This is a genomic window from Pseudomonas sp. NPDC087612, assembly GCF_044743505.1.
In the GTDB taxonomy this organism is placed as follows: domain Bacteria; phylum Pseudomonadota; class Gammaproteobacteria; order Pseudomonadales; family Pseudomonadaceae; genus Aquipseudomonas.
Genome location: NZ_JBIUWO010000015.1, coordinates 124,108 through 142,077 on the forward strand (window position 1 = coordinate 124,108; position 17,970 = coordinate 142,077).

Genomic DNA, 17,970 nt, shown 5'->3' on the forward strand with positions numbered 1-17,970 from the left:
GCTACTTTACCACCGGGTGCGGGCACCGCCCGGTGTTCTTGCTGGATATGACGACTGTCGCACAAGGATGTTCCGATGAAGTTCGAGAAAAACTCCGAGCTCGACCAGGCTAACCTGCGCATCATTGTCGCCTGTATTGCCGTGGTTTATATCAGCGTGCTGGGCTTTCTGCCCGGGCAGCATTTTGAAACCTACCGGCCGATCGTGATCTACATCATCCTGTTCCTGCTGCTGTCGGTGGTTATACGCCAGGTTATCGTGCGCTGGCCGGGGGTGTACCCGGCGCGGCGCATTTTCAGCATGGTCCAGGACTACACCGGTACCTGTTTCGGCCTGGTGGTGGGCGGCGAGGCGGCGTTGCCGCTGTACGCGGTAATGGTCTGGGTCAACCTGGGCAATGGCATGCGCTTCGGCTCGCGCTACCTGGCGATCGCCACCGCCCTGGCGTTGCTGGCGCTGCTGTGCGTCTACCGCCTGACGCCGTACTGGCAGGCGCAACCGTTCATGGTGCTGATGCTGATGATCACCAGCACGGTCATCCCCATGTACGCGCACCTGTTGCTTGAACGTACGCGCAAGGCTTCGGAGGAGGCCACCGCCGCCAACCTGGAAAAATCGCGCTTTCTGGCCCAGGCCAGCCACGACCTGCGCCAGCCCATTCATTCCATCGGCCTGTTCACTGCCTGCCTGCGCGAGGCGCGCCTGGGCGATGAAGAACGCCGGCTGGTCGACAACATCGACCGCTCGCTGCTCAACGTCTCGCAGCTGTTTCGCTCGATCCTCGACCTCTACACCCTCGACAACGGCCGCCTGCAGCCGCGCCTGCAGCCTGTGCAACTGGGCGAGTTTGTTCACGACCTGCTGCGCCAGAACGCCGAGGCGGCGCGCTGGGCAGGCGTTGAGTTGCGCTTGCGGGCCTGCGCGCACTGGGTGCAGATTGACCCGGCGCTGCTGGCGACCATGGTCCAGAACGTGCTGTCCAACTGCTTCAAGTACGCGCCGCAGCGCCCGGTGCTGATCGGCGTGCGCAAGCGTGGCGAGGGCCTGGCCATTGTCATTTATGACCAGGGCAGCGGCATCGAGGCGCAGGAACTGCCGAAGGTTTTCGAAGAGTTCTACCGCGTGCGCCAGTTGCGCGACAAGGACATCGAGGGCGTGGGCCTGGGCCTGTCGATTGTCCGGCGCCTGGGGCAGATGATGGGCATGCAGGTGACGATACGTTCGCGAGTGGGCCATGGCACGGCCGTCAGCCTTGAAGGTTTGCGCGAAATTTCCGCGCCCAAGCGCCAGGCCTACCGTGAAGACCCGAGCCAGGTCGGCCTGCTGACCGGTTTGAAAGTCTGCCTGGTGGAGGATGATCGCAACGTGCTGCTGGCCACCAAGGCCTTGCTCGAGCGCTGGGGCTGTGACGTCCAGGCCGAACTGAGCGGCAAAGACCTGGCCAGCGACTGCGACATCATCGTCGCCGACTATGACCTGGGTAACCACGCCACCGGCATCGAGTGCATCGATGAGCTACGGGCGCAACGGGGCAGGGCGGTGCCGGCGTTGATTCTTACCGGCCACGAAGTGGAGAAGATCCAGGCGGCCCTGCACGACCGCCAGATCGCGATCCTGTCCAAACCGGTGCGCCCGGCCGAGCTACGCGCAACCCTGCGGGCGTTGCGCGAAGCCTCGGCAGCGCCGGTTTAGCGCGCAATCAGTAGCGTTGCAGCGGATTTTGCGGGCGGCCACTGTTCTTGTTGTAGCATTGCGCGCCCATGCCCATGCCCATCGAGGCGATACCGACCATGACGCCGCTGGGTAGCTCGCAGTTGTAGTCACCCGATGCGGTGCTGGCGATGTAGTAAGTGGAGCTGTGGTCGCTGCGCACGTTGGAAATCTTCGTCACCGGCTCGCCGATGGTGGTTTGCGCGGTGGACTTGAGACGGTCTTCGTTGGGTTTCATGGTCTGGCAACCGGCGACGGCGACCAGCAGGGCGCTGAGCAGGGTGATCTTGCTGAATGCTGATTTCATGGTGCATCTTCCTTGGTGTTGTTCTGTTTTACCGGCACAACGATCCCGCACGCCGCATAGGCGCGGCGTTGGGGAACACTGGGGGTTGCCGAGGAATATAGCGCCAGGGAGGAGGGGGGTCGATTAGCACAAATGGGCTAATGGCATATTGATATAGGCCTGCTGGACGATCAATTGCGTTTTAACCAGGGTGCTACCGCGCGATGAGCACCCTCGACGTTGTTTACCTGCGCCAGTCATTCAGAACGAGACTGTTTTCTCTACCGTAACGTCGCCAGTACCGAACAGTTTGGGGACAGACTGAAGGAACGGGCTTTGTTGATAGTCGTAGATTGCCTTGCCATTGAGTAAAAGGGTGTAACTCGGGAATCCATCGTGAGCGCCTTGTATCCGGATCTGTTTACGTTGAGCATCAATAGTCAGCCGAAAGCGATAATCGATGTCAGGCATGAAACGAACGCCGCTGGCAGTCTGTCCGCTGGTACTGATCGCAAACACATCGCCACTGGCGTCGTCCAGAGTTGCTGTGAACGCGTTTCGAGTGGAGTCAAGACTCCAGCCGTATATGGTCGTCTTGCCGGTGGTTGGCGACGCGGCTGAGAACGTTCTGTTTTCGCAGTCGAGCGTCAACACATGGCGTGACTTCTCACCCACCTGGGCGGCCCCGCCAACATCCCTGATGGCTGTGACCACTTCGATTTTCAGCAAGGGGAGTCGAGGTTTTGACGAGCGCGCAGAGGCCGAGGCCTCACGCTTGGCGGTGAACGGCCAGAACCACGAACCCTTGGCAGCAGCGGAACTGCGCACGGTCGGCGCGCCAACATCGACCTGACCATCGGCACGCCGAACAGACACCGGCGCGCCTCCCTGGATTGCAGACTTGATCGCCTCTTGAATGACCGGAGTATCCGGCAGCGAAGCCGGTGCCGCTGCATTCAGTTGCTCGATCAGTTTGTTGTTGACCTGAGCGGTTTGCTCTTGGCCCTGCTGCGTAGTGATACGCCCGGCGGCAGCATCTTTACTGATCTCATCTTTTACTTTACTTGCCGTGTCTAGCAGCGAAACGGGAATGCCATACGCTGAAGCGACCATCTTCATTGCCTCGATAGAGGCATCGATTTGCTTCTTCGACAATTCGGCACCCAGCTCGCCGAACTTTTGCGTCGTTGCATAGGATTGGCTGAGTGCCTCACGCGAATTCTGCTGAGTACCTGCAAGTCCTGTTGCATCGCGAAACGCCGCGCCATTGGTTACCGCAGCTATGGCTGCGCCTAGCCCGGTCGGATCAGGCGCGGGCGGGACACTGGTCGCGACCTGATTAATGATGGCCGCGGGCATGGGCTGGGCCCCGGCAACTACCGGGTCTTTGTCTCGGGAGTCTAAAGAAACGGGCTCAATGGCGGTCGGCTCATCGGGTAGTGGATGCTGCCAGTATTGCCAGTTGCGGCTGTTGTCAATTTTCTCACAACCATTGCAACTGCCCATGACCGATTCAGCAAAAACACCGCGCGTTGGGACTGCGATACGTGTCGACGGCATTGGAATGGCCGGGCGGTAATGTGCCAGCAACCAGTCTTCATCGATGTCTCTGTCTGCGCTGTCTTCACTGATATTGTCATCGAAGTAATCCAGCCGGATCCCCGGTGCCACAGGCATGACAAGGCAGTTACCAATAATGGCAACCAAGCGGTTTTCTACCACCGAGGCAACGCTACGCCCACTTGCGTTGGGGGCAATGAATCCGTCGAGCAATACAAAGCGACGCTCGGCATCCATCAGCCACCAAATGGCTTTGTGGTAATACTCAAGGTTGTTGTTTAGATGTTCGAGCATCCGCACAGAGCGCTGCTGGTCTTCAAGGCGCTGATCAATCAATTCATGAGGGCGAAGACCCAGGGTAAAATCCACTGTGCCGGCACGTTGAAGGCTGTGCCGATCAGTTGCACCCGCTATCAATCGGCTGTGCAGGTGGGCCGTAATGGGCAGACACTCGGCGTCATGAACCAGGACACTGTTGAATTCTGCAATCGTGGCATCGCTATAGATGCGAACTGCACTCAGGCTTCGACGGGAAAAAACGCTGTCAATGGTATCTCCACGCTCGGCAAACACTACCTTGTGCTTGCCACCTGCGGTGTATCGCGTGGCGAGGCGGGGTTCAAGCGATAGCGCCACCTCTGCGCCATCTACCCTGCAAACGACCCTCAGCGCGCTGACCATTTTATCGGCCAGCACCGGAGCAATCACGTCCTGGTAATAGGTGGCGCGCTTTTCAGCAGGGGTGCGCTTCAGCGACGCCAGTAATGAAGGCAACGGCGACGAGCTAGGAAACTTCACGCCGAAGTAGTCTTGCCAGGTTGTGGTGTCTTCCAAGGCTCCAGGTGGAAAAGGAAAATCCAGAGTAATGGTTACTTCCAGGCCGAAGTTGATTATCGCTTCATCGGCGTAGACCGCGCTGTGCGGGTAAGCATTGCTGCTCAGGCGTGCGCAAGCGTCCAATCCCGCACGCTGCTCGTCGGCCAGATACTGATTTAGCGGGCCGCGCCAACGCAAGGCCTTTTCCACGGTGAACAGACTCAAAGGAAAAGGGATATACAAGCATTCACGCACGGCGGCCAGTTCATGATCGACCCGGAGGTGACGTAGTACTTCAAAGTACTGAACGGTTATTGCGTGGCAGGCATTTCGATTCGCCACGGTCTCCGTCACTACTCGTGCAGCTTCTGACTGATTCACTTGTTGTACAGTTGTCACTCGCTGGGAGCGCAGCGCATTTGCCGACTGGACGGTCTGATCACGCAACTGGTTGATGAAATTGGCGGCAAGGGTACGCGTCGAGTTTTGACTTGCATTCGACCATGCACTGGACGAGCCCCCCGAAGCACTGCCGAATCCAACCGGGCCGAGGGAAAGACCGAAGCCCGAGCTGCCGGAGCGCCCCCCGGAATCGGAGTGGGCATTGACCGACTCGTTGAGTGCACTGTTCACAATCTCGGAAATATCACGTTCGCGGCCCACGAAGTTGAACATGGACTCGCGGTAGTCTTGAGTGGATTCCATCTGTAGCGTGTCTCGCCGGTCCCAGTCGATCACGGCAATGTTCTTTTTCTGCAGCGGCGCAAGGGGTAGCGAGTAACGAAGGTCTCCTAATGAGTAACCATCGGCGCGCCACACCTGGCGCAGGGTAAGTATTCGCCCATGTGCAATAGAGACCGCTTGGGCAATACGGGGCCGTTCATCCCAAGTGATTTGCTCATCGCGCGAAAGCGGAACCCGAAAATAGCGATTGATACTGCTTTGCGAGGGTGGCACGACTGTATCCTTGACGGGGGGTTGCGCCAGGCTGTCGTCCGTAATTGCGTCACTGATAGCGCCGCGCGTTACCAACGGGTCGGTGGTGCGTATGACAATGTCAAACTTGAACTCTTCCAGGGTTCTATTCGCTTCTGCGAAGTCGAGCCCCTGGCAGTCGCAGTCCTTTCCCTTGTCGCCTAGCCAATCAATGGGTTGCTGAGCCGCCGTGTCCATCACCAGGTTACTATCAATCTGCAGCAGCACCGGCTTGGGGAACTGAGCTTCGATACTGACGCCCTCTGCCGAGGGCTCGTAGAGCAACTCAAGGGCAAGTGGCAACGCGATCCCGCTCAATTGCAGTAATGCGTATCTTGAATTCAGACCTGTATTAGCCGGGTAGCTGAACTCGAAATAGCCCGCCTGGTCGGTTTGGGTAACGGCTAGCGCCTGAGGAACCTGTAGGATCGGACCTGTCTCCCAGTCGGGTGCACAGCACAGGTCCGGCTCGAACTCCGCCGGCGGGCAACAGTCGTCTATGAACTGTGGGAATGCCGGTTTCACATAGATGGCCAATGTCCGCTGACCGAACGGCTGTCCGTTCGAAAGCCACAACCGACCATTGACCGTATTGATTTTCTGACGTGGGCGCTGTGGGGCTGCGAGTGCTGCCCGCAGTTCTCTGGACGGTGCAACATCAACCTCCAGATCATTCGCCCCCTGGCCACCCAGCCATTGTTCGAGGCTGTCGTTGCGAACCGTACAGGTCAGCAATTGGCTGCCATCCGGGCCAAACACGTCAAGTCGGGCCCAGGTTCCATAAATGACAGCATTGTCAGCGAATCGGCAAACCCCCTGGATATTGAAACCATAGGTCATCTGCTGTCCGGCATCGGCCTCGGCAGTAAGCCAACCCATTAACTGGGTAAGTTCAAACTTGCCCGTGGGCTGCGGCACCTGTGTTGCAGTCTGATCAGCCGCTTCAGCGTCCCCGGGTACAGGCTCGGCGACGGCAGGTGCAGCGCGTAGCTTGCCGAGAACGTCAGCCCATTCACTTTTACTCACAGCGCCCAGTCCGATATCGCTGAATCGGGAGCCCGCCCATTGAGAAAACAGCTTCTGCACGCGGGTCCACTCGCCCTGTTGTGATCGATCAAGAACCCACGTCTTGGCGTCCTTCAACTCGGCGCTCGGCTGCGGATCATTCAAGAACGTATCGAGTGCAGTCATTATTTTCGCACCCAAGCCGAGGGGGCCGGGCAGGGCACTTGCGGCCTCTATCAAGCGGCGGATCAAGGCTTCGATCTTTTCCTGAAATTTTCCGATCAGGTTTTCCCCGGAGGCTTCTTCAAAGCTCAACGTCACGGCAAAAGGAAGTTGCTTTAAGGGCTCTTCCTGGGCGGCCGCCGGGGCATCAGCGCCGGAACTTCGCAGGCTGGCGCGAAAGGCGACTGACAGGCGCGAGAAAATAAGATCGAATTGTTCTTTCAGGTCATCCGGGTCTTGCCCGTCTTCAGCAACGAAGTTGAATTTACCTTGCAAGTGTTTATGCTGGCTCACGTTGCATCTCCTTCAACTGATCCGTTCACTGAGACGGTGCTTGGACCTGATGGTCGAATCTGAATTTAATAAAAACATGACGCATGGGGGCGAGACAGGCCGTCAGTTGCTGCAAGCGTTCGGCACGTTGTGCGTAGCCTTTGGGATAGGGTTGATCCGGCTCAGGGATCTTTAGCCTCGCGCAGGCCGGGTACAGCCCATCACGGCCGGTTTCGGCAGTGGCCTCGGTACAGGCAGGTCTATTGTCGATGTTCTTTTTTCTGCTCAGATTGAGCAGTGGGTAGAACCCATCCTTGACGTCAAGGTAGTAGTCCTTGAAGCACGACTGCCAAAAAGCAAAGTCTGACTTTTTCGGCCCATCCAGCACACCATCGGTCGGTAGCGGGTTGTCGCTGAATTGCTGACTTCGTGCGGGCGCCGCGATGATCTCCTGAATCATGTTTCGAATAAATTGCGCACGCTTTTCGCCCAGAAGCTTGTTGTCCTCAGTACCGCCAATAGGGTCGGTGTGTGCAACGATGGCAAGTACTTCAATACCATTGAAGGGTAAGAACAACGCTTTGAGGTCTTCTCTCATCTTGGCGCTGTGCGCGGGGCTCCTGGGCGTTGATAGTTTAAAATCGAAAACAAAATCCGTTTGCAGGTCGGCTTTTACAATATTATCTGTTCCCGGAACGGTGGTTGTCGGTGGTACTGAAACAGGTGGGCTGGGCGTGGTGCCGGGCGCAGCACAACGACAATCGGCCATGCTCCGGGCCAGCAGCCAAAACATCAACGCTGCTAATAAAAGCGCCAGCAGCAGGACAAACACAGCAATGCGCGCACCCGCAGGCTGCGCGTCGGATCGAGTTGATGCCAGCGGCGTGGGGGCAGGGGGGCCATACTTTTCTATCAGCGCCGCCTGCAATGCCCGCAACTGATCTTCAGCCCCCGTTGACAGCAAGCGTGCCTGCTCCGGCCAAGTGCTGTAACGGTCTATATCCGGTTTGCTTTCGCCCACTGGAAAAGTAAAGCGGTCCAGGCGATGTCCGATACAGCGAGTGGACATTCTGTGCAGGCGCGTTGGGCTCGCACATTGACCAAGTGCCGCAATGCAGGCGGGAGTGAGGTACAAAATACCCAAGGGCAAAGGGCTGCCTGGAGGTTCAGTGCGAAGCGGCCGACGCGGCACAATCAACCACCACAGCAGGGGGATTGCGGATGCGCCAAGAAAGAATATCCACGCCGTGCACAGAGAAAGAGCCATCTCGCCTCCGTTCTACCTGTACTCCAGTTATTGAAGTAGCGTAAAGCCGAAGACGCTGAAGAAGAGGCTAGTACAGGTTGATGGGTTGCGCGAAAGTTTAACGAGGAAGAGTGGTAATGCGCGACGACATTAATGGAAAATATAACTCAACTAAATAGTCATTTAGTTGAGTTATATTTTTGCGCTATAAAAAGAGCGGGGCAGTCGTGCACCCATAGACTCAAGCGTGCTTATCGCCGCCTGTGGAAACTCCTCGCGCAAGGCCTGGTTCAACCATTGGATAAACCAGCTGGCATCTTCTGACAACGGCTGTTGCGGTGTCAGCACTTGATAGCTTTCAAGTGCAACTTGCGCATCGGTACAGCGCACCAGCGAGCCTTCTGCCAGTTCGTGCTTGACCAGCACTTCGGTGGCCAGGGCAATCCCGTGCCCACGCCGGGCCAGGTTCAAGGCAATGTCGTTGCTCATGTGCGAGGTATTCGACCTGACCTTGAGCGGTAACTGTTGCGCCGCAAACCAGCTGTTCCACCAGGTGCCGTCGTCGACGTGAATCAGCTCGCAGTTCGGCAAGTCCTGCACCTGCAGGGCTTTATTCGGCAATTTTGCCAGGTACGTCGGCGAACAGACCGGGAAAACCGGCGGTTTGATCATCCTCAGAAGCACCCCTGAATGCTCGCCCGGCAGGCCAAAACCGATACCCAGGTCAGCCTGACGGGCATCCACTGACGTGAACGAGGCATTGGGTTCAATGGCCAGCTTCAGGCCCGGGCGCAGGCTGCGCACTGCATCGACATGCGGCGTCAACCAACGCGAAGCGAACGCCGGAACGCACAGAATACGCAGCCAGCGCTCCTGCTGGCGACTTGCAACCCGCGAGCCGGCATCGGCCAGAATCTTCAGGGCCTGGGTCGCGGCCCGGTGAAACTCAAGCCCGGCCGCGGTCAGAGTAACGCCGCGGGGCGTACGCTCGAGCAGTTGCACGCCCAGCCAGTCCTCAAGGTTTTTCACGTGGCGGCCAATGGCCGGCTGGGTCACGTGCAGCGCCCGCGAAGCGGCTACGTAACTGCCCAGGCGCGCAGCCGCCTCGAAGGCACGAATGGCATTGAGCGGAGGCAGACGGTCGCTGGGCATGGCGTTCACTGTTGTTAGTTTTTGTAATATCGACCCGGACTTTATTGTTCTTTTATCGCTCCGGCAAGTTGATAAGCTCGAAATCGACTGACGCAATTTCACTGGATGTCGAGGAAGTACCGATGTTACGCAGAACAATAAAAAAACAATCCACCCAGGTTTTTTCGCTGTTGGCATTGAGCATTGCCGCACTGGGCTTGACCCATAGCGGTATCAGCCTGGCTAGCGACCAAGGCGCACACTGTGGCGTTCCAGGGCTCAGCGTTTGCCCGCAACCCTTTGATAAAACGCTGCCCGACCCGCACAACATGCTGACCTGGGACCAGGCCACACGGGTAGTGGGTTTTCGTAATACCTACCGCCTGTACGAAGGCGATGTATTCAGCACCCAGGGCGCCAAACCATCGCCATTAATGCCGGCCAGCAGCCCATTGCCAGCCATTGACTATGCAATGAACGGCAAGCACTTCAGCATCGATAACTACATCGCCAACCAGAGCGTCACCGGCCTGTTGATCCTCAAGGACGGCAAGATTGCCTACGAGTACTACGGAAAGGGCAACAGCGAAAACACCCTGTGGACCTCGCGTTCAGTGGCCAAATCGGTGGTCAGCGTGCTGGTGGGCGTGGCGATAAAAGAAGGCAGGATCAACTCGGTAGACGACAAAATCACCCGGTACATCCCGGAACTCAAAGGCACGGCCTGGCAAGAGGTGACCTTGCACCAGTTGCTGGAGCACACCTCGGGCGTGGTCTGGGATGAAAACTACGCGTCAGCAGACTCCGATTTCTCCCACATGACCCAGTGCGAAGCCAAGCCTGCGCCGTACGACTGCGTGTTCAACCTGGTCAAATCGGTGAAACGCAAACCCGGGGTCAAACCGGGCGAAGTCTGGTCCTACAACACTGGCGGCGCCTGGCTGGTGGGCCGCGTGCTGGAAAACGCCACCGGCATGACCCTGGCCAAATACCTCGAAAGCCGCATCTGGAGCCGTTACGGCATGCAGCAGGATGGCGTCTGGCATGCCTTGGTCAAAGACAAAGTCGACATGGGCGGCCACGGCTTCAACGCAGCGTTGCGTGACTGGGGCCGCTTTGGCCAGTTTGTGCTCAGCGGCGGTCAGTTACCATCGGGCGAGAAGATTCTGCCGGATGACTGGATTGCACGTTCGACACACTGGACGACAGCCAAAGGCTCGGTCACGCCATCGGCACCGAACGGACAGTACGGCTATCAATGGTGGTACTCGGCGCCGGCGCCTGATGCCAATGCCGAACCCAAGAAAACCGCCACCAGCGAACAAACGTTCTGGGCGCTTGGGATTTACGGCCAGACCATTGCAATCAACCCGGCGGAGAAACTGGTGATGGTGCAATGGTCGACGTGGCAGAACGCAGAGACACCGAGTTCGCTGTATGACGAGCAGGCGTTGTTTGTGAATGCGGTGAGTGAAGCGTTGCACGGCAAGTAACGGTGTAAGGCTGAAAACGGGTGGTGCCAGGCTTGAAATCTGTCCTGGCACTGCCCGTGGGCTGCTATAGATGACTACGCATAATGTATATTATGTTAAATCAAGTGTTATGAAAGAAAGCCGGGCCTCATGTCCAATCCCACAACTACACGGAAGTAAATGTCACCGTCGCGAATTGCGGACACTTTTACCCCATCAACCCTTTGAGCCCTCTACTCACGTGGCTTCCAGCGACTCGGCATTGCTCAAATGCGCCTCCATTCCGACGAAATGCGGACACTTTTGCAATCATACGATTTCCGTAACCCACTGATTTTACTGGGTCGCACGCTGATACGATGATTTGAACCGTTCTACCTAATTCCTCCGCTATCTGGACACTCGTGACCACTGCAGCACTGGCGTCTGAATTGCTACAATCCTTGTAATTCGGGGCTTCCAGTGACATCTGCACAAAATACGGACACTTTCCGAGTCGCGAGCCGAATCGCATAATGTGGACACTTTCCGAGATTTTTAGCCTTGGAAAGATACCTACGCCAAAGTGAACTCAGCGTTGCTTTATGACCTCGAAGCCAGGAGCGCCAGGGCCTGCAGCCATGCTGGCCTGCGAAACCCTCCGTTTCGGTGTTCTAGGTGCACCTAGCGCTCAGCTGAGCCATGGAGCTCTTTTTGAGTGGATCTGACAATAATGCGGACACTTTCCGAAGGCCCAGTTGAGAGTTCATGAAGCTAGAATCCCATTTTTCCTGGCCTCGGGATGTTTTGCACTTAATGCAGACACTTTCCGAAAGCGGCTAAAATTAAATTAACGTGGACACTTTCCTCAGGCCGCCGCTTTGGGGCTACGACTGTCAATACTTAGTCAATATTGATCGAGCCGTACGTTCGAAAATCAATTTCAATTATTGATTCGTGTAATCAGCAGCCCCGTATTCGTTGGGCGGAAGCTGAACCTTGGAGTGGAAAAAGCAATATATGCTATATGTTAACAACAGTGCTGCAGCACAATTATTTTGAAGCGCAAGGATTAATAGCGCTTACTGCGCCCAGGCCAATATGTCAAGTCCTGACTGGCATTTAGCGGATGAATGGGCATGGCATGTTTGTGGTTGCGACCGGCCTAACTTGTGGATATCATCCGCAGACTCCCATTAACTAGGCCCGGCGATTGAGAGTAGGTTGTATAGGAAAGCGAAAACTTCCTAAAACAGCCAGACTAGGAAGTTCTCAATCGCTAAGTAAGGCCACCTTTTCTCGGTAAGTTAGATGCCCTGCACTCCCCAGCCAATCTTTGAATCTCACGGTGACTTTGTGGATCAAGATTTCACTCTGGGCCGGCCATCCATCGCGAGCGCCGACCAGTACCTGGAGAGCTTTGCCGCAGAGCTGAAAGCCATCCCGGGCTTCATGGCCGTGCGTGGCTATCTGCGGTGTTACGCGGACAACGCGCTTACCTATAGCACTTATCGTGGGCACGTCGAACGCCTGCTGCTGTGGTCGCTGATCATCCGTGAGAAGCCCGTCACTGGACTGAAAAGGCTGGATGCGGAAGCTTTTCTGGAGTTTTGCAAAAACCCGCCAGCCAGTTGGGTTGGCTCCGTTGTCCGCAATCGTTTTGTTACCAAACAAGATGATGCTTTGGCTTTGTACTCGGAAGTTGGTCATAATCCAAAATGGAAACCTTTTACTCATCGCGCGCCTAAACAAAATAAAGCGCTGACTGAGGATGTTGATGGGTTTCGGTCTGCGGACTATCATTCATCCAAAGGCAGCATGAGTAATGTGTTCAAGGTCGCTAATGGCTTTTACGAATATTTGGTCGAAGAAGAACTCGCCAGTTCCAATCCCTTTCGTAAGGTCACAAAAAAAGGACAGTACAGTTCATCCCAGCAGGAGTCGAACTCTTCCCGCGCGCTAACACCCTTACAATGGGATTACGTGATTGATACAGCGGAAACAATGGCTGAAGCTGAGCCTAAAAAACATGAACGCACCTTGTTCATTCTCCTCACGATGTTCAGCATGTATCTACGTATATCGGACATAGTTGGGCGTTCCAATTGGCAGCCCACCATGGGTGATTTTCGTTTGGATGCCGATGGAAATTGGTGGTTCCATGTGGTGGGTAAAGGAAACAAGTCCGGCAAGATTGCAGTACGTGATGAGTACGTGGAGAAGTACCTAAAGCGCTATCGCACATTCATTGGGCTGGGCCCATTGCCGAGTTACCAGGAGAAGTCGCCGCTTCTGAAAACGCTAAGCGGCCGCGCAGGTCTCTCTGACCGGCAAGTACGCGCCCTCCTCCAAGCCGTGTTCGACAACGCGCTGGTACGCATGCGCGATGAAGGGCGCGAGCCCTACGAAATGGATAGCCTGCGGGTGGCATCGTCTCACTGGCTTCGCCATACCTCGGCCACGTTCGACGCGCCGTTCAGAAGTGCCAAGGATCTCCAGTACGACCTGCGCCACTCGAACTTGGCTACGACTCAGAACACTTACTATCACTCTCATGATCAAGAGCGGGCACTGTCCGTGAAGCGATTGGGGACACGGGATAGAGGCTAACGTTTACGGCGGTCAAATCGAAGGAGTACAAATGTATTCCTTCGTCTCAATCATCGTCGCTCAACAACTGAAGCCTCGGTCAGTGGAAAGGCATCTCGTCAGGGTCTTAGACTGGCTTCGCGCCGAGGAGCGATCAGGGCGCGGTTGGGATACCCACAAAAGAGGCCTTAATCACTTCGCGCAAAATTGCTAAAGCACTTAGAGAGGTTGAGCATGCCCCGCTTCGATGTTGACCTGTGCCGAGTGTCTCGTGAGCACTACATCACGGGGAAAGCAGCCATCAATTTTCCATGGCCAGAGACGACTACAGGCGGCTGGCATCATCTTTCCTACTGGGATAGGGAAGCTGGCCAGGTCAAGGTTTCACTCGCGGGAACCCATTACCCCGACACCTCAGTCTATTTTGGTGAGCTTGGCATCTTGGACGCTATCCACGAGCTTAGTCGACGCGGCTGGACGATAGATCACGAGATCTACATAGCTGATCATTTTCGTGCCGCTGCAGATATGGTTCTCGCCTGGGCGTTCGGCCAGTCGAAGCACTGCAATGTCGAGTTGTCCGACTGGTTTCCGGAAGACCAGGATCGATGCTACATCCTTCAACTGCTCACCTCTGCCACCGACAAAATGAGCAACTCACAGCGTGACCGTATCAATCAGTGGGCTGAGTCACAGCTTCGGCGAACTGGCTGATTTACATACACTGTGCAGTTTTGAGCTACCGTGGCCTGATCTCACCCACACTTTTCAAGATCATACGATGAAAGAGCTTCGAATTGCCGCAGAAGTGCTTGAACGCCTCAGTCACAACCAGGACGCCCTAAGAGCTGCGGTAGAAGAGCTAGCGAAATGGGTAGGTGATCGTGGGGCAACCTCAGTTGTTGGCAACGTCAACGGGGCGCTGGCCACAATGGACGACAATATAGATGCAGTGCGCAACGGGATCGCTGAGCTAGTAGCGGCAAGCGTGAAGCCGTAGCGAGCCGTCCCGACTCGATGAGGCGAAGTTTTTAGCTTCAGGTCAGGATGTCGTAAACCGAGCCACCGTCGTGCGCCGATGGCTCGGCCCTTCGGGCGTCCATCCGTCACGCCTGCGCGCTCCGCTTGCTCTCCCATACGCCTATCCTCGAGTTCGGTGGATATCTGAGCTGCCCCAGCAAACTCTTCCGCTCAGGCAATGCCACTCGACTAAGCTGAAAAGACAGCCAGGTATTGCTTGAAGGACAGTTCTAACTTCGAGGGTGCAAAGGATATGCGCAAGAAAGGTCAGTCTTGGCTTCTGCCGCTGCTGGTTCTATTCGTCGTGCTCTGGGCGATTGGCAAGAAGGATCCGCCTACAACTGAGCCTGCCGTCAGCCAGGCGCCGGTGAACACCTTGGCAACGGTCTCTTCACCAGCGCCCCGGCCAACACAAGATTCTGCACTAGAACACTTCGTCAACGCGGACAAGCTGAACCTGCGAGCTCAGCCAGGTGGGAAGGTAATTTCCAGCCTCAAGCGTGGCGAAAAGGTGCGGGTCTATGAGCAGAAGGAGGCATGGGCTCGCATCAGCCTCGACGGCCAGCCCCAGCGTTGGATTTCCTACAAGAATCTCTGCAGCGGATCGAATTGCTTCGCCACCTCGCAGCCGAAACGAGATCGCCCCGCTCCGCAACCAGCGCGTAGCACATCGCCAGAATATGGTTCATCGTGTCCCTGCTCTTCCGGCCGAGTTTGTATAGGCCCAAGAGGCGGGCGCTATTGCATCACGTCCGGTGGTAACAAGCGGTACGGCGTTTAGTTGCCTTGCTCATGCTGATGCTGCCAGTCAAGGATTTGGCCAACCGTTTTCTGAGGCCAATTCTCCTGCAACGACCTCAGCGCTGCGTTGGAGGTGATCATAGGTACCTGCGAAGTGAATGCTTCAATCTTCCTGCCTGGCCGTGCGAACTTGAGACGACTGCGGCCGGGAAGAAGCCTTATTGCTTGCCCAGGCTTTCGGGCGACGCTCAACCAGTGCCGCCCATAATCGGTCTCGCACCTGCGCGACAACTGCTGCTCCACTTCTCTTAATCGACGATGCATCGACTTGGGAGCTAGGTGCTCCCACCACAGGCGATTCAATCTGACCATCGAGCTATGACCCTCTGAGTTGTCAACTTGTCATTCACACCCAACGCGGCGAGGCAACATGAAGCGTTCCAACAATTCGATCTGTAGGGCTAAAGTCGTTTCCGGCACCGAGTTGAGTCGCATTGCTCCGCCAGTAAATGCATTCTAGTAAAGGAGCCCCACCACAAAGGAAAAACCATATGCTCAAAGCGGCAGCTCAATTCGTTGTAGGCGCGATCAAAGAAGAATTTGGACACCCCTCCTCCTTAGTAAAACTGATTGCCAAGGAACCGGGCCTCAACAAGCCATTGGTTGAATACGACAAAGGTATTTCCAGCGATGAGGTCGTGAAGTGGCATGAGTTCGGCAACCTTTCTTATGAACGTAACCGCCCATGCAAAGGTAGCCTCAACGGATTTGGGCACTGCCCAGGCGCCAATCGAAACTATGGTGGCGTGTCGGTACGTCGTGAAGACTTACTCAACCTCGGCACGACTCGAGAGGTGGAGAGATGGGAATGCGACATTCAGGACGTAGATGGCTTTTCGGCTTCCAAGTCAGAGCTCCACTTGTTCAAAAGCATGGATGCGATGGTGGAGAAGAACTCGAAAGAGATGATTGATGAAATCACCCCAGAGAAACTAGCCGAGAACTTGGCTTGGGATGAAATCCGAATTATAAGCCGTGTGGATCATGACTTTTTTCAGACCTGGTCGTGGGATGGGCGAGTTTTCTTGATGAATAGCGGTGGCTCCCATCATTTTGCTGCATCTAAGTACATCGCGAAACGCCTCAACATCGAGGTACCTCTAAGTGGTAGATACCGAGTTCACGGCATCAATCAGGTGGCTTTGGAGAGCCTCACTCAAGATTTCGAAATCTTCGTGATGTCGTCTTATCACACGCATCAAATGGGCTTTCACAGAGCCATGCAGAGCTTCAAGGCAACCTACTACTGGAAGGATCTGCCACGTCCATACACTGATCAATGTGCGGTTTTCCTACCGAAGGCAGAGAGAAGGTCAGCCAAAGTCGCCGAGATTTTACACGCGTCAGCTTTCCAAGACCTCGGCCGCTACCTGAAAGATATCAGCACGCGCTGACTCGAGAACCGCATGGGACTTCCAGCTATTTTAGGGAGTCCTGTTCGCGAAATCACAGCCGTCCTGCGACTTTTTTCTTCAACGCATTCAGCATTCGCTTTACCTCTATTTTTTTGGTTCAAAACGATGGTTTCCTCATAAACTGGATAGCCTCAGTGTGGGTCGACACTTGATGAAGATGAGGCAATTGAGAAACTCCATTCGGAAGTGCTGTGCAACCATTGTCGGTACGTTCTGGAAAAGGATCAGCGTCGCTTCCGGCCTGCTTGGCTCGAAGCGGAAGTCTTGATTCTTGGGGGCGTCTGTCGTAAACCGAGCCGCTCGCCAAGGCGACGTCCCGGCCAGATGGACTTCCATACTCGCGTCTCGCCCCCTAGGCCTGCGTGCTCCGTTTGCCTCCAGATTATTCCGAGCCGATTACTCCACCAATCGCCTTGCATCCCGAAGGAATGGGGGGCCAGCTACTGGGGCGCAGCAATCGCTCTTGAATCGGCGGCTGCATAGCTGCTCCCCTAAACTCCGCCGCCTTTGACACACTTTTTCAAGTAGGTCAGCCCTGCATGTTCTCATTCACCATCAATCTGACTAGCCTCCGCCTGATTGGCTTCGATGGCTTTGATCGCGGCAGCTCCTCCTCGCTTGGTGAGGTCTATGCCGATGACCTTGATGTCTTCAACGTTAGGAAACCTTGAAGCTATGGCCAACCAGTGTTCTTGCAATGCGATTACTAGATCATTAAACCCGACCCGGCCTTGGGTGGGCGTCTCCCACGTGGCCTGACCTCCACAGTTTACCAGCAAGAAGATGCCGCAGCTTGAGCTAATATCGCGGAGGTAATCCCCGCAGAGTTGGTTCTCGAGTCGTTCGAAATGCCCGGGGCCGCTCCAGTTCTGTGAAAGCTTAAGTTCGACAGGCACGGGCGCGTAGTACTGACTGTTTTGGAATCGATAATCAGGCCTTTTGTCATCGGCGAGCTGCTCTTCCTGCGGCACGACGTAGCGTCCCGCAGCATTATCCCTCAACCACTTACCGATGAACTTCCGAATGGAAGTCTCCTGATTGGTCTGGATCAAAATTTCTGCGTAGCTCGAATCGCTATCTTCAAGATCATGCTTTAAGTCCAGAAGTCGATCGATCGCCAGATTCCAGAGGTCACGGTGGGTGGATGGAGTGCTTTCCAGCGACTCATGAAAATCGACGACCTTCGATGGTTCCCATGGCGGCGTCTGCGAGTCGGCTGTAGCTTTTTGCTGAGCGTAGAATGCGCTCCAGGGACGTAATCGCTCCGCAGGGTGGGCCTGTGCGATTTCCTGCAATGCTAGGAATGATTCCTTCCCAGGTGTCTCTCGGATAAAAGCTAAAAGCCCATCACGAGCATTCTGGGCATCGTCCCTAAGGATGGTCTGAAGTAGCCATGTGTTTCTGGCTGACTTCGGCCACCGCCGATTTTGAACGTGGCGAGTCGATCCGAAACGCTCAGATCACTCACTC

The 17,970-nt window shown here is 55.8% G+C and carries 10 protein-coding genes and 1 pseudogene; 6 read left to right on the plus strand and 5 right to left on the minus strand.

The genetic code is table 11. From position 1 onward, the window contains the following. Nucleotides 1–75 precede the first annotated feature (75 nt). Nucleotides 76–1,692: a hybrid sensor histidine kinase/response regulator gene (locus tag ACIOVF_RS26120; protein WP_401293634.1), complete on the plus strand. Its 1,617-nt coding sequence runs from the start codon at nucleotides 76–78 to the stop codon at nucleotides 1,690–1,692. Between the two features lie 7 nt (nucleotides 1,693–1,699). Here ACIOVF_RS26120 and ACIOVF_RS26125 read toward each other — a convergent pair whose 3' ends face one another. The 4 genes from ACIOVF_RS26125 to ACIOVF_RS26140 all read right to left on the minus strand — a co-directional run bounded on the left by ACIOVF_RS26125 (nucleotide 1,700) and on the right by ACIOVF_RS26140 (nucleotide 9,245). Next, nucleotides 1,700–2,017 carry a hypothetical protein gene (locus ACIOVF_RS26125; RefSeq protein ID WP_045200858.1) on the minus strand — a complete coding sequence of 106 codons (318 nt, stop codon included), beginning with the start codon at nucleotides 2,015–2,017 and terminating at the stop codon, nucleotides 1,700–1,702. Between the two features lie 240 nt (nucleotides 2,018–2,257). Continuing rightward, nucleotides 2,258–6,868 carry a hypothetical protein gene (locus ACIOVF_RS26130; RefSeq protein WP_401293637.1) on the minus strand — a complete coding sequence of 1,537 codons (4,611 nt, stop codon included), beginning with the start codon at nucleotides 6,866–6,868 and terminating at the stop codon, nucleotides 2,258–2,260. A 25-nt stretch (nucleotides 6,869–6,893) separates the two neighbouring features. Further along, a complete protein-coding gene (locus tag ACIOVF_RS26135; protein ID WP_156160231.1) occupies nucleotides 6,894–8,114 on the minus strand; it encodes a hypothetical protein in 1,221 nt (406 codons plus the stop codon). A gap of 171 nt (nucleotides 8,115–8,285) precedes the next feature. Further along, nucleotides 8,286–9,245 carry a LysR substrate-binding domain-containing protein gene (locus ACIOVF_RS26140; RefSeq protein ID WP_401293640.1) on the minus strand — a complete coding sequence of 320 codons (960 nt, stop codon included), beginning with the start codon at nucleotides 9,243–9,245 and terminating at the stop codon, nucleotides 8,286–8,288. A gap of 122 nt (nucleotides 9,246–9,367) precedes the next feature. Here ACIOVF_RS26140 and ACIOVF_RS26145 point away from each other — a divergent pair, with 122 nt between their 5' ends. From ACIOVF_RS26145 to ACIOVF_RS26165, 5 genes are all read left to right on the plus strand, one after another. Beyond that, the gene (locus tag ACIOVF_RS26145; RefSeq protein WP_401293643.1) at nucleotides 9,368–10,717 is read left to right on the plus strand and encodes a serine hydrolase domain-containing protein; all 1,350 of its coding nucleotides are present in this window, start codon (nucleotides 9,368–9,370) and stop codon (nucleotides 10,715–10,717) included. A 1,269-nt stretch (nucleotides 10,718–11,986) separates the two neighbouring features. Continuing rightward, a complete protein-coding gene (locus ACIOVF_RS26150) occupies nucleotides 11,987–13,285 on the plus strand; it encodes a tyrosine-type recombinase/integrase (protein WP_401293645.1) in 1,299 nt (432 codons plus the stop codon). Between the two features lie 213 nt (nucleotides 13,286–13,498). Further along, nucleotides 13,499–13,978 (plus strand): hypothetical protein, encoded by a 480-nt coding sequence (locus tag ACIOVF_RS26155; protein WP_371918904.1) that lies wholly within the window; start codon nucleotides 13,499–13,501, stop codon nucleotides 13,976–13,978. A gap of 559 nt (nucleotides 13,979–14,537) precedes the next feature. Further along, nucleotides 14,538–15,065 (plus strand): SH3 domain-containing protein, encoded by a 528-nt coding sequence (locus ACIOVF_RS26160; protein ID WP_101323020.1) that lies wholly within the window; start codon nucleotides 14,538–14,540, stop codon nucleotides 15,063–15,065. 511 nt (nucleotides 15,066–15,576) lie between these two features. Continuing rightward, nucleotides 15,577–16,479, plus strand: coding sequence for a DUF6685 family protein (locus tag ACIOVF_RS26165; RefSeq protein WP_401293649.1), 903 nt, complete (start codon nucleotides 15,577–15,579; stop codon nucleotides 16,477–16,479). Nucleotides 16,480–17,045: 566 nt separating this feature from the next. Here ACIOVF_RS26165 and ACIOVF_RS26170 read toward each other — a convergent pair. Next, nucleotides 17,046–17,876, minus strand: a pseudogene (locus tag ACIOVF_RS26170) (hypothetical protein); the annotation flags it as partial. Nucleotides 17,877–17,970: the final 94 nt, after the last annotated feature.

Excerpts from the sequence above, each read along its gene's own strand:
- ACIOVF_RS26165 (WP_401293649.1), top strand. The coding sequence starts at position 15,577 with ATGCTCAAAGCGGCAGCTCAATTCGTTGTAGGCGCGATCAAAGAAGAA.
- ACIOVF_RS26125 (WP_045200858.1), bottom strand. The coding sequence starts at position 2,017 with ATGAAATCAGCATTCAGCAAGATCACCCTGCTCAGCGCCCTGCTGGTC.
- ACIOVF_RS26155 (WP_371918904.1), top strand. The coding sequence starts at position 13,499 with ATGCCCCGCTTCGATGTTGACCTGTGCCGAGTGTCTCGTGAGCACTAC.
- ACIOVF_RS26145 (WP_401293643.1), top strand. The coding sequence starts at position 9,368 with ATGTTACGCAGAACAATAAAAAAACAATCCACCCAGGTTTTTTCGCTG.
- ACIOVF_RS26135 (WP_156160231.1), bottom strand. The coding sequence starts at position 8,114 with ATGGCTCTTTCTCTGTGCACGGCGTGGATATTCTTTCTTGGCGCATCC.
- ACIOVF_RS26160 (WP_101323020.1), top strand. The coding sequence starts at position 14,538 with ATGCGCAAGAAAGGTCAGTCTTGGCTTCTGCCGCTGCTGGTTCTATTC.
- ACIOVF_RS26140 (WP_401293640.1), bottom strand. The coding sequence starts at position 9,245 with ATGCCCAGCGACCGTCTGCCTCCGCTCAATGCCATTCGTGCCTTCGAG.
- ACIOVF_RS26150 (WP_401293645.1), top strand. The coding sequence starts at position 11,987 with ATGCCCTGCACTCCCCAGCCAATCTTTGAATCTCACGGTGACTTTGTG.
- ACIOVF_RS26120 (WP_401293634.1), top strand. The coding sequence starts at position 76 with ATGAAGTTCGAGAAAAACTCCGAGCTCGACCAGGCTAACCTGCGCATC.